26 protein-coding genes, 1 tRNA gene and 1 pseudogene are annotated in these 21,404 nt (G+C 50.7%); 11 read left to right on the forward strand and 17 right to left on the reverse strand.

Annotated features, from left to right (window positions below):
• Nucleotides 1-48: 48 nt before the first annotated feature.
• Nucleotides 49-1,008 carry a zinc ribbon domain-containing protein gene (locus JYE49_RS10715; protein ID WP_093957494.1) on the reverse strand — a complete coding sequence of 320 codons (960 nt, stop codon included), beginning with the start codon at nt 1,006-1,008 and terminating at the stop codon, nt 49-51.
• A 218-nt stretch (nt 1,009-1,226) separates the two neighbouring features.
• Between JYE49_RS10715 and JYE49_RS10720 the strand changes: the two genes are divergently transcribed.
• Entirely contained in the window at nt 1,227-1,640 is a 414-nt protein-coding gene (locus JYE49_RS10720; protein WP_283399393.1) for a hypothetical protein, read from the forward strand.
• Between the two features lie 149 nt (nt 1,641-1,789).
• On the opposite strand, the gene JYE49_RS10725 is transcribed toward JYE49_RS10720, so the two are convergent.
• Entirely contained in the window at nt 1,790-2,656 is an 867-nt protein-coding gene (locus JYE49_RS10725; protein WP_093957493.1) for a glycoside hydrolase family 16 protein, read from the reverse strand.
• Nucleotides 2,657-2,917: 261 nt separating this feature from the next.
• Between JYE49_RS10725 and JYE49_RS10730 the strand changes: the two genes are divergently transcribed.
• The 5 genes and pseudogenes from JYE49_RS10730 to JYE49_RS10750 form a co-directional block, all read left to right on the forward strand.
• The gene (locus tag JYE49_RS10730; protein WP_093957492.1) at nt 2,918-3,697 is read left to right on the forward strand and encodes a DUF5131 family protein; all 780 of its coding nucleotides are present in this window, start codon (nt 2,918-2,920) and stop codon (nt 3,695-3,697) included.
• 112 nt (nt 3,698-3,809) lie between these two features.
• Nucleotides 3,810-4,253 (forward strand): GNAT family N-acetyltransferase, encoded by a 444-nt coding sequence (locus tag JYE49_RS10735; RefSeq protein ID WP_179217342.1) that lies wholly within the window; start codon nt 3,810-3,812, stop codon nt 4,251-4,253.
• Between the two features lie 160 nt (nt 4,254-4,413).
• Nucleotides 4,414-5,322, forward strand: a complete 909-nt coding sequence (locus JYE49_RS10740; protein WP_093957490.1) for an AraC family transcriptional regulator — start codon at nt 4,414-4,416, stop codon at nt 5,320-5,322.
• Nucleotides 5,323-5,791: 469 nt separating this feature from the next.
• A complete protein-coding gene (locus JYE49_RS10745; protein ID WP_283399392.1) occupies nt 5,792-6,286 on the forward strand; it encodes a type IV toxin-antitoxin system AbiEi family antitoxin domain-containing protein in 495 nt (164 codons plus the stop codon).
• Nucleotides 6,283-6,672 (forward strand): annotated as a pseudogene (locus JYE49_RS10750) (nucleotidyl transferase AbiEii/AbiGii toxin family protein); the annotation flags it as partial. The gene JYE49_RS10745 and the pseudogene JYE49_RS10750, both read left to right, overlap by 4 nt.
• A gap of 15 nt (nt 6,673-6,687) precedes the next feature.
• Here the strand turns inward: JYE49_RS10750 and JYE49_RS10755 are convergent.
• Together JYE49_RS10755 and JYE49_RS10760 are read right to left on the reverse strand one after the other, a co-directional pair.
• The gene (locus JYE49_RS10755; RefSeq protein ID WP_093957488.1) at nt 6,688-7,260 is read right to left on the reverse strand and encodes a flavin reductase family protein; all 573 of its coding nucleotides are present in this window, start codon (nt 7,258-7,260) and stop codon (nt 6,688-6,690) included.
• Nucleotides 7,257-7,535: a helix-hairpin-helix domain-containing protein gene (locus tag JYE49_RS10760; protein ID WP_093957487.1), complete on the reverse strand. Its 279-nt coding sequence runs from the start codon at nt 7,533-7,535 to the stop codon at nt 7,257-7,259. Before JYE49_RS10760 ends, JYE49_RS10755 begins: the two co-directional genes overlap by 4 nt.
• A gap of 137 nt (nt 7,536-7,672) precedes the next feature.
• Here JYE49_RS10760 and JYE49_RS10765 point away from each other — a divergent pair, with 137 nt between their 5' ends.
• Nucleotides 7,673-8,023 carry a winged helix-turn-helix transcriptional regulator gene (locus tag JYE49_RS10765; protein ID WP_093957486.1) on the forward strand — a complete coding sequence of 117 codons (351 nt, stop codon included), beginning with the start codon at nt 7,673-7,675 and terminating at the stop codon, nt 8,021-8,023.
• Nucleotides 8,024-8,089: 66 nt separating this feature from the next.
• Entirely contained in the window at nt 8,090-8,809 is a 720-nt protein-coding gene (locus JYE49_RS10770) for a DUF554 domain-containing protein (protein WP_093957485.1), read from the forward strand.
• Nucleotides 8,810-8,879: 70 nt separating this feature from the next.
• Here the strand turns inward: JYE49_RS10770 and JYE49_RS10775 are convergent, their stop codons facing one another.
• Nucleotides 8,880-9,605, reverse strand: a complete 726-nt coding sequence (locus JYE49_RS10775) for an ATP-binding protein (protein WP_093957484.1) — start codon at nt 9,603-9,605, stop codon at nt 8,880-8,882.
• 103 nt (nt 9,606-9,708) lie between these two features.
• Between JYE49_RS10775 and JYE49_RS10780 the strand changes: the two genes are divergently transcribed.
• Nucleotides 9,709-10,362, forward strand: coding sequence for a Crp/Fnr family transcriptional regulator (locus JYE49_RS10780; RefSeq protein WP_283399391.1), 654 nt, complete (start codon nt 9,709-9,711; stop codon nt 10,360-10,362).
• Between the two features lie 13 nt (nt 10,363-10,375).
• Here the strand turns inward: JYE49_RS10780 and JYE49_RS15315 are convergent, their stop codons facing one another.
• The 8 genes from JYE49_RS15315 to JYE49_RS10820 all read right to left on the reverse strand — a co-directional run bounded on the left by JYE49_RS15315 (nt 10,376) and on the right by JYE49_RS10820 (nt 16,264).
• The gene (locus tag JYE49_RS15315; RefSeq protein ID WP_093957483.1) at nt 10,376-11,317 is read right to left on the reverse strand and encodes an MBL fold metallo-hydrolase; all 942 of its coding nucleotides are present in this window, start codon (nt 11,315-11,317) and stop codon (nt 10,376-10,378) included.
• A 122-nt stretch (nt 11,318-11,439) separates the two neighbouring features.
• Nucleotides 11,440-12,381: a DUF1848 domain-containing protein gene (locus JYE49_RS10790; RefSeq protein ID WP_093957482.1), complete on the reverse strand. Its 942-nt coding sequence runs from the start codon at nt 12,379-12,381 to the stop codon at nt 11,440-11,442.
• The gene (locus tag JYE49_RS10795) at nt 12,378-13,262 is read right to left on the reverse strand and encodes an SIR2 family NAD-dependent protein deacylase (RefSeq protein WP_283399390.1); all 885 of its coding nucleotides are present in this window, start codon (nt 13,260-13,262) and stop codon (nt 12,378-12,380) included. Before JYE49_RS10795 ends, JYE49_RS10790 begins: the two co-directional genes overlap by 4 nt.
• Before the next feature lie 67 nt (nt 13,263-13,329).
• A complete protein-coding gene (locus tag JYE49_RS10800) occupies nt 13,330-13,671 on the reverse strand; it encodes a hypothetical protein (RefSeq protein ID WP_093957481.1) in 342 nt (113 codons plus the stop codon).
• On the reverse strand, nt 13,631-13,801 hold the full coding sequence (locus tag JYE49_RS10805) for a hypothetical protein (protein WP_179217341.1): 171 nt from the start codon (nt 13,799-13,801) through the stop codon (nt 13,631-13,633). Before JYE49_RS10805 ends, JYE49_RS10800 begins: the two co-directional genes overlap by 41 nt.
• Entirely contained in the window at nt 13,798-14,577 is a 780-nt protein-coding gene (locus JYE49_RS10810) for a protein-ADP-ribose hydrolase (RefSeq protein WP_093957480.1), read from the reverse strand. The genes JYE49_RS10805 and JYE49_RS10810 overlap by 4 nt, the downstream gene beginning before the upstream one ends.
• A complete protein-coding gene (locus tag JYE49_RS10815; protein ID WP_093957479.1) occupies nt 14,574-14,909 on the reverse strand; it encodes a winged helix-turn-helix transcriptional regulator in 336 nt (111 codons plus the stop codon). Before JYE49_RS10815 ends, JYE49_RS10810 begins: the two co-directional genes overlap by 4 nt.
• A 188-nt stretch (nt 14,910-15,097) precedes the next feature.
• Nucleotides 15,098-16,264, reverse strand: a complete 1,167-nt coding sequence (locus JYE49_RS10820) for an MFS transporter (RefSeq protein WP_093957478.1) — start codon at nt 16,262-16,264, stop codon at nt 15,098-15,100.
• 143 nt (nt 16,265-16,407) lie between these two features.
• On the opposite strand from JYE49_RS10820, the gene JYE49_RS10825 reads away from it, so the two are divergent.
• Both JYE49_RS10825 and JYE49_RS10830 read left to right on the forward strand, forming a co-directional pair.
• The gene (locus JYE49_RS10825; protein ID WP_093957477.1) at nt 16,408-17,301 is read left to right on the forward strand and encodes an AraC family transcriptional regulator; all 894 of its coding nucleotides are present in this window, start codon (nt 16,408-16,410) and stop codon (nt 17,299-17,301) included.
• The gene (locus JYE49_RS10830; RefSeq protein WP_283399389.1) at nt 17,259-17,876 is read left to right on the forward strand and encodes a hypothetical protein; all 618 of its coding nucleotides are present in this window, start codon (nt 17,259-17,261) and stop codon (nt 17,874-17,876) included. Before JYE49_RS10825 ends, JYE49_RS10830 begins: the two co-directional genes overlap by 43 nt.
• A gap of 294 nt (nt 17,877-18,170) precedes the next feature.
• Here JYE49_RS10830 and JYE49_RS10835 read toward each other — a convergent pair.
• From JYE49_RS10835 to JYE49_RS10850, 4 genes are all read right to left on the reverse strand, one after another.
• A tRNA-Val gene (locus JYE49_RS10835) sits at nt 18,171-18,243 on the reverse strand.
• A gap of 76 nt (nt 18,244-18,319) precedes the next feature.
• Nucleotides 18,320-19,285 (reverse strand): hypothetical protein, encoded by a 966-nt coding sequence (locus tag JYE49_RS10840; protein WP_093957476.1) that lies wholly within the window; start codon nt 19,283-19,285, stop codon nt 18,320-18,322.
• Between the two features lie 121 nt (nt 19,286-19,406).
• A complete protein-coding gene (locus JYE49_RS10845) occupies nt 19,407-20,675 on the reverse strand; it encodes an ADP-ribosylglycohydrolase family protein (protein WP_093957475.1) in 1,269 nt (422 codons plus the stop codon).
• 436 nt (nt 20,676-21,111) lie between these two features.
• The gene (locus tag JYE49_RS10850) at nt 21,112-21,384 is read right to left on the reverse strand and encodes a hypothetical protein (RefSeq protein ID WP_093957474.1); all 273 of its coding nucleotides are present in this window, start codon (nt 21,382-21,384) and stop codon (nt 21,112-21,114) included.
• Nucleotides 21,385-21,404: the final 20 nt, after the last annotated feature.

Genomic DNA, 21,404 nt, shown 5'->3' on the forward strand with positions numbered 1-21,404 from the left:
GAAGCCGCGGTTCAGGCGCGTGACAGAAGAACCGTCCCTCTGTCACGCTTAACGCAGCAGGTCTTCCAGCGAGCCTTTCCCGCAAATAAAAGCCTGATTTACATTCGAAATACCCAGAAGCATGTTTGTCATGCTGCTGACAGAAACGAGATACCATTGATCGCCGTAACGGCAGATCGTCGGGCAGCAATAAAACGTCTCGTCTTCAACAACTGCCATACCGACAAGATTCACAGCTTCATCCGCCCCGTAGCAGGCTGTCTGCTTCACAAAATTCTCTTGATTCTGCTCACGGGAAAACAGATTGTTTGTGACATCATCAGGCGAGAGGATGGTGATGTTTGTCATTTGTGTCAGTTTTTCCAGCCTGCCATTCTCAAATTTCTTAAGGAACACCTCAACGTCATCTGAATCCTTCTGGAAAGCAATGGTCCCTTTCCCTTTGTAAGGAGAATCATCACCCAGAATATAATCTTCAACAGAACGATAAACCATATTGGCCTGGAAATACCTCAGGGCATTCACATTGGCGGAAAACATGAAATCATTTACAGAAGGCATTCTGGGGCATATCGTGGGCTGATAGGCCCCCATACGCTCAAAGTATGCCTGAAGATCGTAATGCTCAATCTGTGTCTCCCACGCGAAGGCACTCATGATCTGTTCAAAATTCAGATTCTGAATGCCTTCCATATAGCAGGTCAGTGCTTCTTCTGGCGTGGCAAAACCGTCGCCTTCATATTTGACTGCGGCTGGTCCGGCCTGCTGCAGTTTCTCCCCGCAGTTGCCGCAAAACACCGCGTTGGTATCACTCGGGTATGTTTCACCGCAATTCAGGCATACAATCTCCTTGGGCTTCTCTGCTCCGCAGTTTGTACAGAAGTTTGCCGCGTTGGGTGAGCCGCAATCCGGGCAGGTCCATTCTTCCCCTTCCGCAAACACACAGCCGGAGCAGATCACCAGGATCAATGTTAAAGTGATAGCAAGCAATTTCTTAATACAGTTCATGTTATTCTCCTTAAGGCATGGGATTGAAATCTTTGTTCTCTTTGACACCCGCGTCTGAAAATCCTGCTGTCATCCGCTGCCGAACTCTCCGCGGGGCGTCCCGCTTGTTTGGAACATAACAAGAAAAAAAGCCGAAGATGTGTTATGATTGGAGCCGGAGATTCTCACCGGGCTTTATCAAAAATGCAGAATAATCTTTCCCAAGGAGGTAGCCGGCTGTGGTAATCGCAATGATCTGCCAGGTTGTTTTATGGATCTGGTTCCTGGGATGCACTATCACCTACAGGATCGGGAAAAAGATTCTTGTGGGAGGCGTCGGAATCAAGAGCGCCGAGTTCTTTATGCTCTGCCTGTACACCCTTGGCGTCATCGCGTTTCACTGCCTTCAGCCGGCCGGAAAGTGGATTCTCTTTGGCATCCTGCTGCTCTGGTTCATCGTGCAGTTTATGTGCCACTGGTATTTCACGATTTTTGGAGCCAGTGAAAAGAAACTGCAGGGATATAACGAGTGCTTCCGGGACAGCATCCGCATCTTCCCTGCCAGTGACACAAGACTGATCCCGGATTTCTATCACATTGTCCTGCATATCCTGATCCTGGCCAACATCATCCTGTGCCTTGTATCATACTGAATATATTTTTTCAGAAGTATCGCGATTAAGATTGAAACGGAAAGGCGGATCCTGCCAGCCTGTTTGCCAGGTCAATGGCAGGCTGCGTCCTGTCTTTCAGGAACTTTGCGTATTGTACCGGATTCCAGTCCGGCATAAAGTTCACGTCTTCATTCCTGCCCGGTCAGCGCCATAATCTCCGGGCTCTGGTATACGCGGACATAGTCCACTTCCAGCTTTGCCGGAAGGCATTTCTTGTCTGTCCCTTCGCGGCCGCCCCAGGTCCCGCCCCAGGCAAGATTCATCAGCAGATGCATGCGCTGGTCAAACGGCCACACGTTTGAGACCTTTTCGTCTTCAGCCGCCTCCGGCTTTTCATATACATGCGTCTGTTCTCCGTCGATGGTAAAGATGAGCCGGTCCGGCAGCCATTCCAGTCCGTAAACATGGAATTCTTCCCTCGCTCCGGGAACGAGCGTGCTCTTGCTGACTGCTGAACCTCCGTTCGTTTTCTTTGTGTGAACACTCTGTACAACCACGTCGGGATCATATCCCACGTGTTCCATAATATCGATCTCTCCGGAAGCTGGCCAGTCTCCGTAAACCTTGTCGGTCGGCAGCATCCAGATGGCGGGCCAGGTTCCCCTGCCGGAAGGCAGTTTTGCCCTGACCTCAATTTTGCCGTACAGCCAGTCCCCGAGGTTTTTGGTAATCATCCGGGCGGAAGTATAATAGCTGCTTTTTTCTTCCCTCAGTTCAATGGTCAGGATTCCGTTTTCAATGGCCGCGTTTCCTTCGGCCATATAGTATTGCTGTTCACCGTTTCCCCAGCCGTTTCCCCCGGTGTTATAGGCCCAGCGGGCAGGATCCGGCAGGCCGTCCGTATCAAACTCGTCTGCCCAGACCAGTTCATAGTTCAGGCTGCCGGGATCATATTCCGCCCCGGCAGTTTCAGCGGCGGAAGGCAGAGCCGGAACCCACAGAACCAGGATCGACAGCAGAACAGATATCCATTTGAACTCATGTTTGAATTGCATGTGTCTTCTCCTTTATAAATCATATATGCGCAAACGTTTTTCCTGATAAAGTGATTATAGCATTCTGCAGCCCTGTGCGTAAAGCAAGCAAAGGGCTCATTCGCGGCAATGAAAAGCCTCAGGCATTCTTCTGTTGATGTATGCCGGCGGCAGAAATTCCCTGCCAAAAAGCAGGAAGATATGCTATGATTGGGTCAGGTACCAATACCGGATAAATGACAAGCAACAACTCAGAATTGCAGGATTATAAGTGTCAAAAAAATGAGCGAACAGAAATACGCAAGCTGGAACCCCTGGCATGGCTGCACGAAGTATTCCGAAGGCTGCCGTTACTGCTATGTTTACCGGCAGGATGAAGCAAACGGCAGTACGGTTTCATCAGAGCAATGCCGCAAAACACAGAATTTCAACCTGCCGGTCAAAACAAAGCGGGACGGAACGCCGAAGATCGCCTCCGGTTCTGTCGTCATGACCTGCTTTACCTCGGATTTTCTGCTGAAGGACGCGGACGAATGGCGTGATGAATGCTGGAAAATGATCAAAGCCCGCAGCGATTGTATGTTTTACTTTTTCACAAAGCGCATCGAACGCTTTGCGGAATGTATACCACCCGACTGGGGAGACGGCTACGGCAATGTGATCGTAGGCTGCACCTGTGAAAACCAGGACCGGGCGGATTTCCGGCTGCCGATCTTCGCTGAGCTTCCGATCAAATTCAAAACAATTATCCTCGGCCCCATGCTCGGCTCGGTCAATCTTGAAAAGTATCTTGACGGCAGTATCTGCGAGGTGGCCTGCTCCGGCGAATCGGGCATCAACGTGCGGCCGCTTGATTACGAATGGGTGCTGGACGTTCGCCGCCAGTGTATGAACAAAGGCGTCCCTTTCCAGTTTCACCAGACAGGAGCGTATTTTATCAAAGACGGCAAACTGCACCGGGTCCCCCGCCGTTTCCAGACGTCCCAGGCCCGCAAAGCTGGGATCGACTACAAAATCGTGGATGGGTTTATACCGGATATTGAAGCACAAGTCACTTTATGACAACAGCGTTAAGGATGAAAGGCATAATACTTTGGAAATAAAGCTTGTTGACAGTAATAACTTCACCCGGGATTCGCTGAAAGGCTTTCAGCGATATCAGGAAGTCAAAAATGTGTATCGCCTGCAGGATGGGAATCTGACACTGGTTTACAATCCCTTCACTGAGGATTGGGATGCTGCGCGTCTTATCGAAAAAGCGGAAGAGATTCTCAGCGGGCGGTACGTGACATATTGCGCTTATGAAGGAAATCGCGTGGTTGGCGAAATCATGCTGATTCCCAGGCTGAACAAAGGCCGGCTCATCATTGACAGTTTCCATGTTTCCAGGGATTACCGCCGTCATGGAATCGGCAGGGCTTTGTTTGAAGCCGCCAGACAGGAAGCCCTGAAGAGGGGAGCTCATGCTTTGTATGCATCCTGCTGTTCTTCTGAGGAAACAATAAACTTCTACTCCGCCCTGGGGTTCCGCCTCAGTTCCGACCCTATTCCTTCCCTTGCTGAGGCAGAGCCTTATGACCTGCAGATGGAATGTATGATTATCCGGGAAATGCAATGAGCTGCCTTCAAAGGCATGCAAAAAACCGGATACTGCTGCATTACTGACGCGTATAAGGATATCATCACGGTTAAGCCTGCCTCAAAGCGCAAAATAAGTAGGGAAATGTTTTTCAGGATGCATTACAATCCAGTCGGACGATCGGAAAAGGAGCAAAACGATGAACTGGATGACCGGATTACAAAGGGCAATTGATTATGTGGAAGAGTACATCCTTGAGGATGTGAACCTGGAGGAGGCTGCTGCGCAGAGCTTTTCTTCCAGCTATCATTTTCAGAGGGTGTTCAGCATCGTCTGCGACATGACCCTGGGGGAGTATATCCGAAACAGAAGGCTTTCCCTGGCGGGAGCGGACCTGGCACGGGGAGATATGAAAGTAATCGACGTTGCCGTGAAATACGGTTATGACAATCCGGACAGTTTTGCAAGAGCTTTCCAGCGGTTTCACGGAGTCCTGCCCTCCCAGGTAAAAACAGGAGGCACACCTCTGCGGTCCTTTTCCAGAATCGTACTGAAAGTATCAATGGAAGGTGGTGCTTCTATGAATTACAGAATCGAAGAAAAGCCCGAAATGATCCTGACAGGACACAAGGAGCGGTTCCACGGAGAACCGTGGGGAGAGGAACGAGCCCGCCAGGAAGAAAACTGGTATGTCACAACGCGGGGAATTCAGTGGTTCCTGAGAGGTGTAGCAGACGGCGGCGACATTTACCAGCTTGTGACGAACGTTGATGGCGAAGGATATGATTTTTATTACTGTCATCAACTGGATGAATGGGACAGGGAGCATCTTTTTGATCACACCGTTACGGGAGTGGATTTTGTGGAAGGCCTTGCTCTGGAAAATGTGGTCATTCCACAGTCCACATACCTGATCCTGGAAGCAAAAAGCGAAAAAAACACGATCAATGATTATAACGATCTTCTGAAGCAGCGGGTACAGATCATCACAGAATGGATGCCTGAGATGGGCTTTCAGCTGAAGGACGCACCGGAGATTGTTGTAATGCACTGGGCGCCGAGAACGGAGCGCTATATACAAATCTGGCTGCCAATTGAAAAAAGATAATATCCGGCCCACGAAAAAAGGATCACCACGAAGGTGATCCTTTTTCCGTGTGGTCTGTACTGGACTCGAACCAGTGTTCCGCTTCGGCTCCCTTCCCGCAACCTCAATCGGCGCGACTGTCCCCCGGACAGATCGCTTGTTTCGGTTGACCTCACCGCCGACGAGATTTCTGCCACAGGCAGCGCTTCGGCTCCGCGCCCAATCGATGTGAACGATGTGCTCTCACTCATTGGTATGTTCGCGCAACTGATATACAAGATATAGTATAATTGTTTAATATATTTCCGCAGATTTGATTATTTGCGGAAATTAATTGAAATATGTGGCTGTTTGTGATACCCTATTCCCATAGTAAATCAGGAAGGGGGGATAGGTCATGCATATAACCAATCCGCTATCTTCAAAACAGCGTTTTTATTCGGTAAACGATCTTCGGGAACTTGGCTTTTCCTACTACAAAATCAATAAAATGGTAGAACAGAACCTGCTCTCCAGAATAAACAAAAAAATGTACGAGAACGCAACCTACTCCGGAGATGATTCGGATTACGTTTCTGCTATGGCTTATGCACCCAGGGGCGTGATCTGTATGATGTCAGCAGCGCGCTGGTATGGCCTGACCGGCTACCTTCCGGATGCAGTAGATATAGCAATAGAAAGAAATATGAAGGTATCGACTCTTCCGGAATGGCCCCGGCTTCACATCTGGTATTTCCCGGGAAAACGCTATGAAACCGGAATCATCGCGGAACAGGATGAAGGCGGACAATTCCGGATTTACAATATCGAAAAGACGGTCGTGGATATCCTGTATTATCGGAATAAGATCGGAATTGAAGAGACCAGGGAAATTCTGAAGAACTACCTTTCAAGAGCAGACAGGAATCTTCCGGAGCTTCACAGGTATGCCGATAAACTGGGCTGTGGGAAAACCCTGAGGACGTACATGGAGGTGCTTCTGTGAACAGCGTTGCATCAATCAAAGACAGGCTTAAAAACAAAAGCCGGGAAACTGGCCGGACTCTGCAGGAACTGTTCACCCTCTATGGGCTCGAAAGGACAATTTACAGGCTTTCGATTTCGCGCTACAGAGAGAACTTTGTATTGAAGGGCGGCATTTTCCTTTACGCTCTTTATCGGGGAAATTATCCCAGAAGCACCACGGATATTGATCTGCTGGCGCAAAGGATCAGCAATGCTGAAGCGGATATGAGAGCAGTCTTTTCAGACATTCTGTCCCAGGAAGCAGATGACCCTCTTTGCTTTGATCTGGAAACGCTGAACGTCACTCCGATAACAGAATTTAAGGAATACCACGGTGTGAACGTTTCTGTTACAGCATACCTTGATAGGACAAAAATATTATTACTTTTTCATCAGTGCTGCACCGGCATTCCAGGCTTTTCCCACCTTGGCCCCGGTTGCGTAATATCCGTTCTGGAACTGATCGAACATCAGCGCATGGAGCTTCTCAGGATCCACCTTGCCCTTTTCGGAAAGGACTGATTCTTCAGCCTTAACATTGACGATCTTGCCAACAATGCCGGAAACAAATTCCGTTTCCGCGAACTCCAGCAGTTCACATTCCATGACTACCGGGAATTCCTCGATGATCGGCGCATTGACTTTATTACTCTTTATGGCGTGATATCCGGTGCGCTCGAATTTGTCATTGATCTTGTTTCCGGAGGCGATACCGAAGAAGTCCGCCACGTCCATATGCGCTTCGTCTGCCAGGGCAACGGTAAATGCCTTGCTGGCCTTGATGTTCAGCCAGGTCTTTTTTCCCTCTCCGATGAACAGGATGATCTTGTCCTCATCACAGATCTGGCCCCAGGCTACGTTCATCACATTGACTTTTTCGTTTTCATCATACGCGGCTACCATCAGCACCGGCATGGGATATACCGCCGGGACAACGCCTAAATCCTTTTTCATTTTGCTTTTCCTTCTTTCTTTGTTTGATCTTTATCGCAGAAGTACCACCAACGGTACTTCGTGGGATCTGGATCCGGATCATTTGCATAGGCCACCGCGCAGCGGAAGGCATAAAGCACACACTTGTCCAGCTGGCAGCTTTCTTTCATGCAGGCCCGGAAATAAAGCTCGTCCGGATCAGCTGACTTCAGGGATTCGAGCGAATCATAGCCCATTTCCATCAGTTCCTGCTCTTTTTTCGCACCTATTCCGGGAACATTTCTCAGATCACTCATATTCACAGCTCCTTTAAGGCTTTCGTGATTGACAGTTCTGTCTTTCACGCCTATTATTATAGCGTGAATTGTCTATTCGGCAAGAACGCACATTTATGTAATATACTATCAAAAAGTATAGTATAAAGGAGAACAATATGAACATCGAAAAGGTGAAGGGATATCATTGCCCTGTGGAAGCCGCCATGGATGTGATCGGCGGGAAATACAAGGCGCTGATCGTGTATGAGTTGATGAGCGGAACCAAAAGATACCACGAAATCGCCCGGGCGGTTCCCCAGGCTACACCACGGATGCTCAGCAAACAGCTGAAGGAACTGGAGGAAGACGGTGTGATCAATCGCATGATGTACCCTGTCGTTCCTCCGAAGACAGAGTATTCGCTGACTGAAACCGGCCAGACCCTGGTACCGATTGTGGATGCCCTGTGCAAATGGGGAGAACACTATTTTGAGCTGGCAGGTGTTCCTGTTCCTTGCGAAGGATGATTCCAGGCATTACCTGAATAATGATTGATTCGGCAGAATAATGACTCTGCACTGGAAGGTGAAAACATGTTTGGGCTTGGAACGATTATCAATACAGCGGCGATTATCCTTGGTGGCCTGGCTGGGCATTTCTTCGGCAGGCTGTTGAAGGAACGCCACCAGACTTCCCTGAATATGGCCTGTGGGATCAGTGTGCTGTTTATCGGCATTGCGGGAGCAATGCAGGGAATGCTGACCATTCATGACGGCGTAATTACCAGCGGCCAGGCAATGCTTGTCACAATCTGCCTGGCCCTGGGTACCCTGATCGGAGAGATCATAAATATTGAAGGATTATTTGAACGCTTCGGGGAATGGCTGAAGATCAAAACCGGCAATGCAAAGGAAAAGGATTTTGTCAACGCGTTTGTCACGGCGTCTCTGACAGTGTGCATCGGTGCGATGGCTCTTGTCGGAGCCATACAGGACGGTATTCTCGGGGACTGGTCGATCCTCGCGACCAAAGCGATCCTGGACTTCATCATTATTATGGTGATGACATGCTCCCTGGGGAAGGGCTGCGGTTTTTCCGCCATCCCGGTGCTGCTCTTTGAAGGTCTGATCACGCTCTTCGCATCTCTGCTGAAACCGGTTATGACAGACCTGGCGATGAATTATCTTTCTTTGATTGGCTCCATCCTGATCTTCTGCGTTGGGCTGAACCTGGTCTGGGGAAAAAAAGTCAGGGTCGCGAATATGCTGCCGGCAGTCGTACTTGCCGTTATCGCGGCATTGATTCCTGTATGACATTGCCGTTCTTGATGGGAAACAAGCACAGAAAAACCGGATAGGAATTTACCTGTCCGTCTGAACGGTCTTACTCCAGAATATTTCCGTCTCTGGAAATGGTTACGACCTGCCAGGGAATGAATTTACCGCTGTTCTTCAGGGCGGTTTCCGCCGCACTCTGAAGTCCGCCGCAGCAGGGCACTTCCATCCTGACGATGGTGACTGCCTTGATGTCGTTATCCCGGATGATGGCGGTCAGTTTCTCGCTGTAATCCACATCATCCAGTTTAGGGCAGCCGATGAGAGTGATCTTCCCCTTCATGAAATCCTCATGCATCCGGGCATACGCATAAGCGGTGCAGTCTGCGGCGATCAGCAGCTTCGCGCCGTCAAAGAAGGGAGCCTGCACGGGAACCAGCTTGATCTGGCAGGGCCACTGGTTCAGCCGGGAAACAGATATGGCTGGTTGCGCAGTTGCTGCGATTTCGTCTTTTCGGTCAAACCGCATCATCTGGGATCCGGGACAACCTCCGGCAGGGTGTACATGTGTTTCATTCATTGCTTTGTCCTCCGCTTTCCTCTCTTTGCTTGCCTTTACAGCAGCTTCGTCATATTCCGGCGCTTCCCGTGTTTCGAACGTGATTGCTCCGGTAGGACAACCCGGAAGGCAGTCCCCAAAGCCATCACAGAAATTCTCCCGGACAAGCTTCGCTTTTCCGTTTACCATTTCAATCGCACCCTCGTGGCAGGCGCTGGCGCACAGGCCACAGCCGTTGCATTTTTCCTCATTAATGTGAATGATCTGCCGGACCATTTCCCATACCCCCTTCTTGCTTTCGCACGCACAGTATAGTATGATCCCAGATAGAAGTGCGTGGTTATAACCACATTATGAACTTTTTTCGGAAGGTGTGCATATGAAAGACCTGCAGCAGATCGGCAGAACGGCCCTTTTTCAGGGGATGAGCGGAGAAGAACTGGAAGCCGCGCTTCAGAGCCTCCAGGCGGAGGAGAAAGATTACCGCAAAGGCCAGGTGATCCTTCACGCCGGAAAACAGACGAATCGGATGGGAATGGTTCTGGAAGGCAGCGTTTCCATCGAAAGCAACGATTTCTGGGGCAACCGGACAATCCTGAGCCATGTAGAGCCCGGTCAGGTCTTTGCGGAGACCTATGCTCTGCTGCACTCGGAAGCCATGCTGGTGGATGCTGTTGCCAACGAAAAATGCCGCATCCTGTTTCTGGATATCCAAAGGCTTCCCGAATCAGGCGCGCTGGAAGGATGGCAAGGGAAACTGATCCGGAACCTGCTGATGATTTCATCACAGAAAAACTATCACCTGTCCGGCAGGAGCTTTCACACAGCGCCAAAATCGATCCGCGGACGGGTGATGGCTTATCTGAATACGGTTGCATTGCAGAAAAAGAGGACCTCGTTCGAGATCCCCTTTGACCGCCAGCAACTGGCTGACTATCTGAATGTGGAAAGAAGCGCCTTGTCAAAAGAGCTTGGAAAGATGCAGAAGGACGGCATCATCAGGACACGGAAAAACCATTTTGAAATCGTCTGATGCTACTTATCGCTTATGCCTTATTGAACTTTTCCTTGGGCTGCTTGCAACGGGGACACTTCCAGTCGTCCGGCAGGTCCTCAAAAGCCACGCCGTCATGTTCCGCGGGATCATATACATAACCGCAGACAGAGCAGACGTATTTCCCGGAAGCCTGTTTGTCACTGAAATCGACCTCGGCAGGGATCGTCTCCACTGGGTGATCCAGGTCCATCACACGCTTTGCCTCCAGGTTTTCATATCCCTGCGGCGTATGCGTTCCCATATAAACTGTTGGATGGCTGCGGATGAATTCCCGTACGCGGTCCAGCGTTTCACGGGCCGCCGCCGGATCCTCGAACACAACGGACAGCTTGTTCGCGTACAGCGCTTCGTCCACATAGGTGATATCACCGTGGATCATATAAAACAGGCCGTCCGATTCCACGATGACGATGCTGTTTCCGTTCGTATGACCCTTTGCTTTGATGTACCAAATTCCATCGCTGATCTTCTGGCTTTCGGGGAAATTGTAATAGGCTCCGTCCGTGAATGATACCGGAACGATATTGCCGAGTCCCTGCAGTTCCTCAGCAGATACTTCGTCCTCATTGACATAGATCATCGCGTTCGGGAAGGAACGAAGCTCGCCGGAATGGTCCCCGTGTTTGTGTGTCAGCAGGATCTTTGTCACCTGCTCCGGCTTATATCCGAGCGCGGCAAAGGCTTCCATGTAGCTGCAGATATCCTTGCCCGTATACAGGGGGCTGTTCTCGTCCGGCACTTCCTCCGGCGTACCGGCAGGCAGTCCTGTGTCCACCAGGATCACTTCATCGCCCGTATCGATCAGATAGTTCTGCAGGCTCCCGCGATACCGGATACCCGGATCGAAGCTCTGGGGACCTTCCTCGCCTCCAAAGGCAAAGGGCTGGGAATAGAATCCGTCTTTTCTGAATTTGACTGCCTTGATCTCCATGGTGCCTCCTCCTTAACGTTCATTATTGTCTGCGTAGCAACGGTCAGAGACCTTATTCTGATTTCCATACATTTCCAATTGATTATAACATATTTTTCTATAGCAGGACAGCTGCGAACCGTTCACATCGACAACGGTAAATCCATGCCAATCTGCGGGTCGATCCAGCTTTCCTGTCTGGCTTCATGTACCTGATCTTCCGGCTGTAAATGCCCGATCAGCAGCGGGGATTTCGGGTCATGCATGGTCATGTTCTTCCTGACTGTCTCCGCGTCATAGTTCGCATAACAGTACCGGCACAGATGACCGCAGGTATTGTATGCTCCGATATCTCCGCCCAGATAGCAGGCACATTCCTTCCGGGCCGGTGCTGATTTGGGGATCTTCAGCCGCTGATGCAGTGCCTGTTCATAGGTGGCAATTGTCATGCACCCGCTGCAGTCCGCGCCGAAAGAAGCAAGTTCGTTTCCCTCTCCGCAGGGACGGATCGTCATACCGTATTGTTTCCCGATCTCTATAAACGTCTTTCCCAGCAGCAGCCGCTGCTCCGCGGTGACCTGCCAGGCCTCAGGGAAATTCCGCCTTGTTTTCTCATACAGATCGATAAAGCTGATCACTGCTGTCCGGGTATATCCGGACAGCGCTTTTGCCATATAGTCAAATGCTTTGATGTGACGTTCAACCGAATACTCATCGCTGATGAAGATTGGATCATACCGCCATCCCATGCTGTCCACGCCGACTGTATCAGACAGGCGTCTGAAGCTTTCCAGTACGTTCCGTTTGTCCGGAACATGCGGTTCGATCTCTTTTCCGTATGGCGTGATCGTCACAAACCAGTATTGTCCATAGGGACGGAGCAGGTCCATATGCGGGAGCATCGGTGCCGGATTCTTCGTGCAGAAACCGATCAGATCCACCACATCCGGGGACAGCCTGTATCGGGTGACCAAACGGGGGTTATATGGATTGCGTACCAGCACAAACCCAGCCTTCAGCCGGTTTATAAACCAGTCAGAGTAGAAGGCAGGAATATCTGTACGCATCCCGGTGTTGATGATCATGATACCAATCCTTTGATGATTTCCGCGGAATCTCCGCCAATGATAAGTGACTGCGCCTGGATCTCCTCCGGAACCCGCTCTTCCTCCATGTTCAGGCAGACATAGGTAGCGTTTTTGTTCTGATATACCTGCTGCCAGAAAGTATATTTGATGATGCCCGGAGTGTTATAGCCTACGCCGATCTCCAGGAAAACGACCTTCCGGTCCCGATGCTCTGTCAGCCAGACCTCATATTCCACAGCGGCGGTCTGCCAGCCTTCGTCTTCCACGAACTTGTTGTCCGAACGGAGGTTCATGGTCAGGGGACGTCCACAATTGGGACACTTCGGCAGCAGCTCTGCCGGAATGCTCATCTTCGCCTCTGTGCCTTCCGGGAGGATCAGTTCATTATGCTCCCCGATGGTATACCCCTGGGCCAGGATCATGTCCCGGATCATATGCTCATTTCCCCAGGTCTTCCGGCAGCAGGGTTTTGTGCACTGGAACAGGCCGTAATCCCCCTGGGTATAGAACAGCCGTTTCTTATCGAATCCGGCCTTCTGGAAGCAATGGTCCACGTTGGTGGTCAGGACGAAATAGTCTTTGCCTTTTACCAGCTGAAACAGATCGCTGTAGGTGGATTTCGGCGCGTCCATGTATCGGTTGATCCAGATATACCGGCTCCAGTAAGCCCAGAATTCTTCCTGTGTTTTGTACGGGAAGAAACCGCCCGTATACATATCCCGGAAGCCGTACTTCCGGCTGAAATCGCTGAAATACCTGCCAAAGCGTTCGCCGGTATACACAAACCCGGCAGCCGTGGACAGTCCGGCTCCCGCACCGATGATCACAGCGTCCGCCTGATCGATCTTTTCCTTCAGCAACAATACCTTTTCGTCCATGATATTCTCCATGATCAGTAAACAACCCCGGCAGAAAGATTCCACCGGGGCATCCGGAAAGCCGTCTTTACTTCGCAATCGGCAGTGCAACTTCCTTGCCGTCAGCGGTTGTAAATACTCCGTCCGTTCCCTGCGCCAGCGGATCGGCGTGGCCTGTGATCGCGGCTGCACCGGCAGCATCATACCAGAATCCGTTCATGCCCAGAACGGCATCTTCCGGCAGGTCGAAGGTATAACCTTCCGCGTTTCCGTCAGCGCCTTTTTCAATGGCGTTGATCTCGTCCTTCGTATACGGCGCGGCAGTCAGCGGATTCACAATACCCTCCCTGGCAAAATACTCCCTGCCATAGAAAATGGTGCCGACACCATTAATGCTCACGCCATACGCCCAGTTCTTCTGCTCTTTCATTTGCTTTCTCTCCTTTGAGTTTCTTTCCGGCTTTTCTGCCGGCAAAGGAAGCATAAAACAGAGAAGAAAGCGAAACAAGTACGCACTTTTTTATTACATAGGCACCTTTTGGTAACCGGTCTTTTCTCACGCAAGCAGTCTCCGATAGATCTCCAGATCGCTGTCTTTGAAAACATTGAAGATTACGCGTTGGATACCGGTTTCCTTCTGCAGGAATTCCTTTACGGTCCGGATAGCTATCTCTGCCGCGAGGTCCGGCGGGAAGCTGAAAACACCGGTGGAGATGCAGCAGAAAGCAATGGATTGCAAATTGAGCTGCTCCGCCAGTTCCAGGCAGGAACGATAGCAGGATGCCAGCAGCGCTTCAGCTTCCGGTGTGACTTCATCATTGATGATCGGCCCGACCGTGTGCAACACATATTTCGCAGGCAGGTTGAAGCCGGGAGTGATCTTTGCCTGTCCGGTGGGTTCCTCGTGCCCCTGCTTCTGCATGATCTCGTGGCAGGCCAGGCGCAGCTGCACGCCGCTCATGGTATGGATGATATTGTCGATACAGCCGTGACAGCGAGAGAAGCAGCCCAGCATCTGGCTGTTTGCGGCGTTGACGATGGCGTCACACCGCAGGGTCGTGATATCGCCCTGCCAGAGAACAAGCCGGGGATTCCCGGCACAGGGCGGCAGGCTGTCAGCATCCACAATGCCTTTCTCTTCTGTCATTTCCTTCAGGAAAGCGTCCTGGATCTGCAGAAACTCCTCGAACACCGGCATCGGCGGACGGACATTCATCAGGCTGCGGAGCAGCCGCCACTGACGGTCAGCCGTATACGGAAATACCGGATACTGATACTGCGGCATTTCTTCCAGCAGGGCATGGATCAGCCATCTGCGTCTTTCGTTCTGATTCATTTGCTTTCACGCACCAGTTGCTGATATCCGGTTCCCCAGGCTTCCATGGCTTTGATGATCGGACGCATGGATTCTCCCAGATCGCTCAGCGCGTATTCCACCCTGGGCGGCACTTCCGGGAAAACCGTCCTGGTGATGATCTCATCGCTTTCCAAAGCGCGGAGATTGTCTGTCAGTACCTTCTGGCTGATCCCGGGAATGGAACGGAGCATTTCGTTGAATCGCCACGGGCGGACCAACAGGTTTCGCAGGATCAGCATCTTCCATTTGTTTCCGATAAGCTGCAGGGTAGTGGCAACAGGGCACTCCGGCAATTCTGCTTTCGTCAGCATATGTATACCTCCGCGAGAAATTAATATGCAGTTTCGTATGTCACATTCATATTAGCATGTAGCATAAGATAGAGCAAGTGAGTATCGCTGTTCCTGACGGAAAGTGAATTCAGAAGACAGAAAGAGTTGTTGCATTTTCTGCAACAACTGAGCGATGAACCGTTGCATATTCTGATGCCGATTAACCGTCAGGCAACTCTCTTTTTCAAGTATTTGACAGTGATCTCCGTCATAACGACCATCAGCAGAACAAAGCATACCAGATAGACCGGATACCAGCGCATGCCTGCCCAGTCGCTGATCAGGCCAAAGATCTTCGGTGCGAATGTGGATCCAAGATACGCGCTGGCCATCTGAATGCCGACCAGGGACTGGGAGTTTTCCTTTCCAAAACGATCCGGTGTGGAGTGTATGATGCTGGGATAGATCGGTGCACATCCAAGCCCGATCATGACAAGTCCGATCTTGGCCATCGTTACGTCCGGGACAAGCAGCAGGATCAGGACGCCGACTCCGGCAAGTCCCTGCCCCAGGCGGATCATATTCTGGTCACCGAGCTTCTCCGCGATAAAACCGGATATGCCCCGGCCAAAGGTGATCCCCAGATAGAACAGGGCGGCAAGAGAGGCCGCTTCCGCTGTGGAAACACCTTTGACAGTCACCAGCCAGCTCGCGGCCCACAGACCGGTGCTTGTTTCGAGGCCGCAGTAACAGAAAAAAGCGATTAGAATTTCTTTTGCTCCTGGCAGGGAAACCGCTTTCCGCAGGGAAAGCACGTTCCGGTTCTTTTCATCCTCTGCGCTGCCGGATTCTTTCTTCCATAACGGCATGGAGAAAACCAGAATGACCGTCAGCACAATCTGGATGATTCCAATCACCCGGTATCCTGCCGGCCATCGGGAACCGCTGTTCAGACATAACCCCATGATCATCGGACCCACTGTAGCCCCGATGCCCCACATGCAATGCAGCCAGGACATATGCCTGGAACTGTAGTGCAGCGCCACATAATTGTTCAGCGCGGAATCCACTGCTCCGGCTCCGAGTCCGTAAGGAATACACCAAAGAACCAGCTGCCAGTAGGATGTCGAAAAAGAAAAGCCGAAGAGCGCCGCCGCTGTCATTGCTACGGATACCGTAGTCACCCGCGCGGTCCCGAAGCGATGGATTACCCTATCCGCCGCCAGGCTGGAAACAATGGTACAGGCGCTGATCAGCATGGCCAGCGTTCCAGCACCGGTAATGGTGGAGTCCATCTCTTCAAACATACTCGGCCAGGCGCTTCCCAGCAGGGAGTCCGGCAGGCCAAGGGAGATAAAGGCCAGATAAATAACAGCGATCAGCAGAATCGTCACGGGGATCACTCCTTTTTTGAAATCTCCGGAAATGACGGTTGCCGTTTTCTCCCGGATACGATATGATTATATCGGATTGAATTGATGGGTGTTAGGATATTATCCGCTGATTTATAAGACAAAATCGTCAAAAGGAGTCCGCTATGCCGATATCCATATCCAATACCGTTACAGACGAAAGCGGCAGGGAACTGCTGGAATACGGAACCGCGGATTTTCCGATTGCCTTTTACAATGATAACCTGGATTATGTAGCTGTTCCCTGGCACTGGCATCCGGAGTTTGAACTGATTCTGGTAACCTCCGGGAAAGAGCGAGTCCACGCCGGAGGACAAAGCTTTGACGTCCATGCCGGGGAGGCGTACTTCATTAACGGCAGTATTCTGCATGCCGCCGAGTCCCTGGAGTCCTCAACCACGCAGCATGCCATGGTGTTCAATGCCTATGTGCTTGGAGACGAACAGTCTGTTTATTACCTAAAATACCTGCAGCCGCTGCTGACAGATGAGGCAAAGCGTGTATTCCATCTGAAGGCAGACGGGAAATGGCAGTCCCAGGCGATCAACAACCTGGAGACAGCCTGGCAGGCAGGATCAAAGGATGAGCCGGGCTGCGAACTGAAGGTCAGGAACTGCCTGTCCGAGATCATCTGGATGATCCTTACACACAGTAGTGATCAGTGTATTGCTGAGTCAGCTGCCGCAATACGGGATATGGAACGGATCAAACGAATGCTTTCCTTTCTGGAGCGGCATTATGATGAGCCGGTCACGCTGGAGCAGATCGCAGAATCCGCTGCTGTCTGCGTGAGCGAAGCGCTGAGATGCTTCCGCAGGACCGTCAATCAAACACCGATTCAGTTCCTGAAGAATATGCGGCTGCTGAAATCAGCGGATATGCTGGCCGGAACAGATCTCCCGGTTTATCAGATTGCGGAAGCATGCGGTTTTCAGGACATGAGCTATTATGCCCGGGAATTCCGGAAACTGAAAGGATGCACGCCGGTAGAATTCCGGAACCGGGTCAGGTTGTTATAAAACAGCACAAGAAACAGCACAAGATAACATATACTATTTTGAGTTTTACCATGAATATAACAGTATTTGGCTTTCCCTTCTGGATCATAATATTTTCTATAGGTGCCAGTATAATTGAAACTTATGACCATAACACAAGCATTTCAACCGTTTACACGAGTGATTGCCTGGTAAAAGTACTGGTTGCCTTGAAGCAACTGAATGCTGAAAAGGATAATGGCGGAAACGGAAGCGGCGGGTCTGGCGGCGAAAGCGGAGGAAGTTCAACCGGTGGTTCTTCAGGAGGATCAGACGGTGGTGATAACGGTGGCGGCTCCGGCGGAACAGATACAGCACAGAATAATGATACCAGATTCACTATGAGTGTGAAATTGGATAATACACGCGTTATCAGAGATTTGCAGAAGTATTTGGATGAAGTTATTTCTCATCTTACCTCCGTTGATAATTGTGATGTTGAGCTTTCTCTGGAAGTGAATGCACATGCAGAAAATGGATTCTCCCAGGGAACGATCCGAACTGTATCTGAGAACTGCAGAACCCTTCATGTTGAAAATTTCTTCTTCGACAGATAAGAAAAAAAGATCCCTAAGCCTTTAAGACTTAGGGATTTTCCGTGGTGACAGTTGGACTCGAACCAGGTCTCGCTGCGCTTCGCTTGCTCGGTCAGGTTCGTAATACTCGTCCTGCTTCGCTGCCGCTTGCATTACTCATTTACTCACCACGCTTCCGCCTCGCTTCATCTGCCACAGGCAGCGCTTCGGCTCCGCGCCCAATCGATGCCAAAGGCATCAATCGGACACTGATTCAAATCCGCTACAAGCATAACAAAAATCAGAACCACCACAAGGGTGATTCTGATCTTTGTGTGGTCTGTACTGGACTCGAACCAGTGACCCCATCGATGTGAACGATGTGCTCTACCAACTGAGCCAACAGACCATAACCGGGAACGAAAGGCATTATATCACGCCCTTCGTTTCCGGTCAAGGGAAAAATACCTCCTCCCTCCTACTTCCTACCTCCTACCTCTTTGTAGTAGTTCGATTGTCTTTTCTTTCAGCTCCTCATAAGACAGTTCCACATATTTCTCCGCTTCCGCCAGTTCTTCTTCCGTCACATTCAGTTTCAACCGTTCATCCGGTATTTTCTGTCCGCTGCCGGGATCTTTCAGTAAACACGCCACGGCGTACTTGTTTGCCAGCGGGGCCAGCGGGTTCAGGTATTCCCTCAGCGGCCGGTAATGTTCCGCCTTCATTTCTTCCGGTTTCTCGGTCAGCTGCAGTGCCAGCGCTTCATAGCCATCTGTGGACAGATCCTTCACCGCGAAACAGGGAGCGTTTTTCATGACCGCTTCCTTCCCGCCCAGCTTCTCAATATGCTGTCTGTTCAGCAGGGTCCACCAGGAAATATAGGGGATTTTCCCCGGCAGTTCCTCCTTTTCGATCTGCGTATTATAACCATACGCAATCCTCATCATATCTGCGCTCGTGATGCCGTGCTGTGACAGTCCGAAGCTGTCCACACATCCGTAATCCGCATGGATTGCCCGAGCCATTTCCTCCATAATCCTTTCAGGATGATTATCCGCCAGGATCGTGTTCAGTTCCGGATGAAAAAGCATGGAAACGGTGTACCCATGAGCATGCTCCTTTAAATAATCATTCAGACGAATACGCACATCGATATCCACACATTTCATTTTCCAGGCAAGCCCAAAGTCCCGGATCCCATATGCTTCTATTTCTCCGGCCTGCACCCTCGATGCAATAAGCTGCATTGCGGCATCATTATACTTTATCGGATAACCGGAAAGCTGCGGCCACATCCAGGCTTCCTGGCATTCCAGGCACTTATCGCTGTAGGGTTCCAGGAACGAGAGCATCTCCTGGATCAGTTCCACAACCCTTGTATTCTGCTCTGCAAAAGGCTTCATGCATGTCAGGTTAAACGACAAACCGTATTTCCGTTTTCTCTTTCCCATAACTCACCATTTTTCTCCGCTATAGCGATCATATCCGATGAAAATGTCATCCTGAGCAAGGGGTACGAAGGGAGCGCAGCCGAAGGATCTAGTTTTCAGTATTCATTGGTGGTAGGATTCCCTACCACACAAACAGTCCATTCGCTTCCGCCAGCTTCTTCACAATCTCCAGCACTTTCCCGTCTGCGTTGTACACCGACATGTACAGGTCATCCCGGTTCAGGGTGATCAGCACCTTTTCCTCCGGCAGCAGCACGCACAGATCCTTCTTTTCCCGGATCTTCCCTGCCAGCCATTCCGGAGCGGGATTGTCAAAAAGCTTTCCCACCGTCGCTTCGCAAACGCTGAAGGCATAATAACAGCTCAGTTTCAACAGGATATCCGTAAACTTTTCCCGAAATCCCGCATACCGTTCAGGCTCCAGGTAATACTTCTCCACGGCAAAGTACTTCCTGGCATCTCTTTTCGGTACCTGTTCCGGCAGGAAATCCACCACCAGGCAAGGCTTCTCCAGCAGCTCCTCAATCAGCTTATCCTTGTCCATACTCTTTTCCACCGTGTCCGAAGGACAATCATTCTGATTTCTGAATTCTGAATTCTGAATTGCCCGTTTTTCAAAACGGGCTAATACTTCCTGCATATCCGGCGTTATCCGTTTCCGGCATTCTTCCTTCAGTTCCTCCGGTACACCGTAAAACGCTTCCGCCATGCTGCCTGCTATACAGGTAAGTGTATCACAGTCTCCGCCCAAAGATACAGCAGTCCGGATCACATCCTCAAAGCTTTCCCCTTCCAGGAAGGCAGTGATGGCTTCCGGTACCGTCTGCTGACAGCTCTCCACATGATGATACCCCGGCCGGATCTCATCGCAGGTCCGGCTTAAATCATATCCGAATTCCTTGATCACATACTCCCGGATTTCCTGCTTGCTCTTTCCTTTCCGTGCCAGCCAGATGACCGAAGCCACGCTTTCCGCACCTTTGATGCCTTCCGGATGGTTGTGCGTAACCTCCGCTGTCAGCCTGGCCTTCTCCCTGGTTTCCTCCAGGGTATCATACAGCCAGCCCGCAGAAGCCACCCGCATGGCGGATCCGTTTCCGAAGCTTCCGTAGGGCTGCGAATCATCCGTAAACAACCACTTAAAGAACATCCCGCCGTATCCCGCGTCCGGAATCTTCCTGCCCCACCGCTTCATGGAATATACCAGCAGTGTCTTGATCCTTTCCGGATCTCTGGCATCACTCAGCAGGGCGTCTGCCACGGCAATGGTCATCACGCTGTCGTCCGTAAACATGCTGTCCGCTCTGAACAGCGGAAAGTCCTTCGTCTTGTCTCCCATGTCAAACTCATAGGGGCTTCCGATAATATCTCCAAGTATCGCGCCATACATGCTGCTTCACTCCAATCATAAACTCCGCTGCCTCAAAAGCAGCAACTCTACACTCTTCACTATTGGCTGTCATCCCGGGGTTTGTAGCGCCCGGAAAACTGTCCAGTGGACAGTTTTCAGTGGAAAACGGGCGGCAGCCCCGGGTAAAAGTCGAGGGATCCCTTACTACGTCCGAAGGACGCAATCATTCTGAATTGTTGAGCAGTTGTCCAAATCTATGATTTGGGTAACAACTGCCATGTTACAGCCGTCAAAGGCGTGAAGCGGCTTTGGTAACGGCGATCACAGAATTCTGCATTTGGCGTAGCCACTGTTCCACCCGGCATAACCAGCATATCAGAATCTTTCAGACAGCAGGTCGCTCATCATGCGACAATGCTAAACTCTTTACTTTTCACTTTACTCTGTATTTTTATCTCATATCTTCCCATCCGTGTCAAATCTCTCCTCCCAGTTCCACGATCCTGTCATGGATGCGCTTCTTCTCTGGCCCATGGGCATGCTTGTACAGATACTGCCAGTCCACCAGTACAAGCTCCTTCTCCGCTACTTCCAGTTCATCCAGGATCTCCTCTGTCTCCAGCTCACTGTAGACAAACCCCAGTGCAATCACTTTCTTGCACTTTTCCGACGGAGCCTTCTCAAAGTATTCCCGCCAGGAAGGATTCTCCAGCCATTCATTCAGGATACCCTTATACTCTTCTTTCATCGTTGTCACTCCTTTTCCAT

The sequence above is a fragment of the Aristaeella hokkaidonensis genome, from assembly GCF_018128945.1.
In the GTDB taxonomy this organism is placed as follows: Bacteria; Bacillota; Clostridia; order Christensenellales; family Aristaeellaceae; genus Aristaeella; species Aristaeella hokkaidonensis.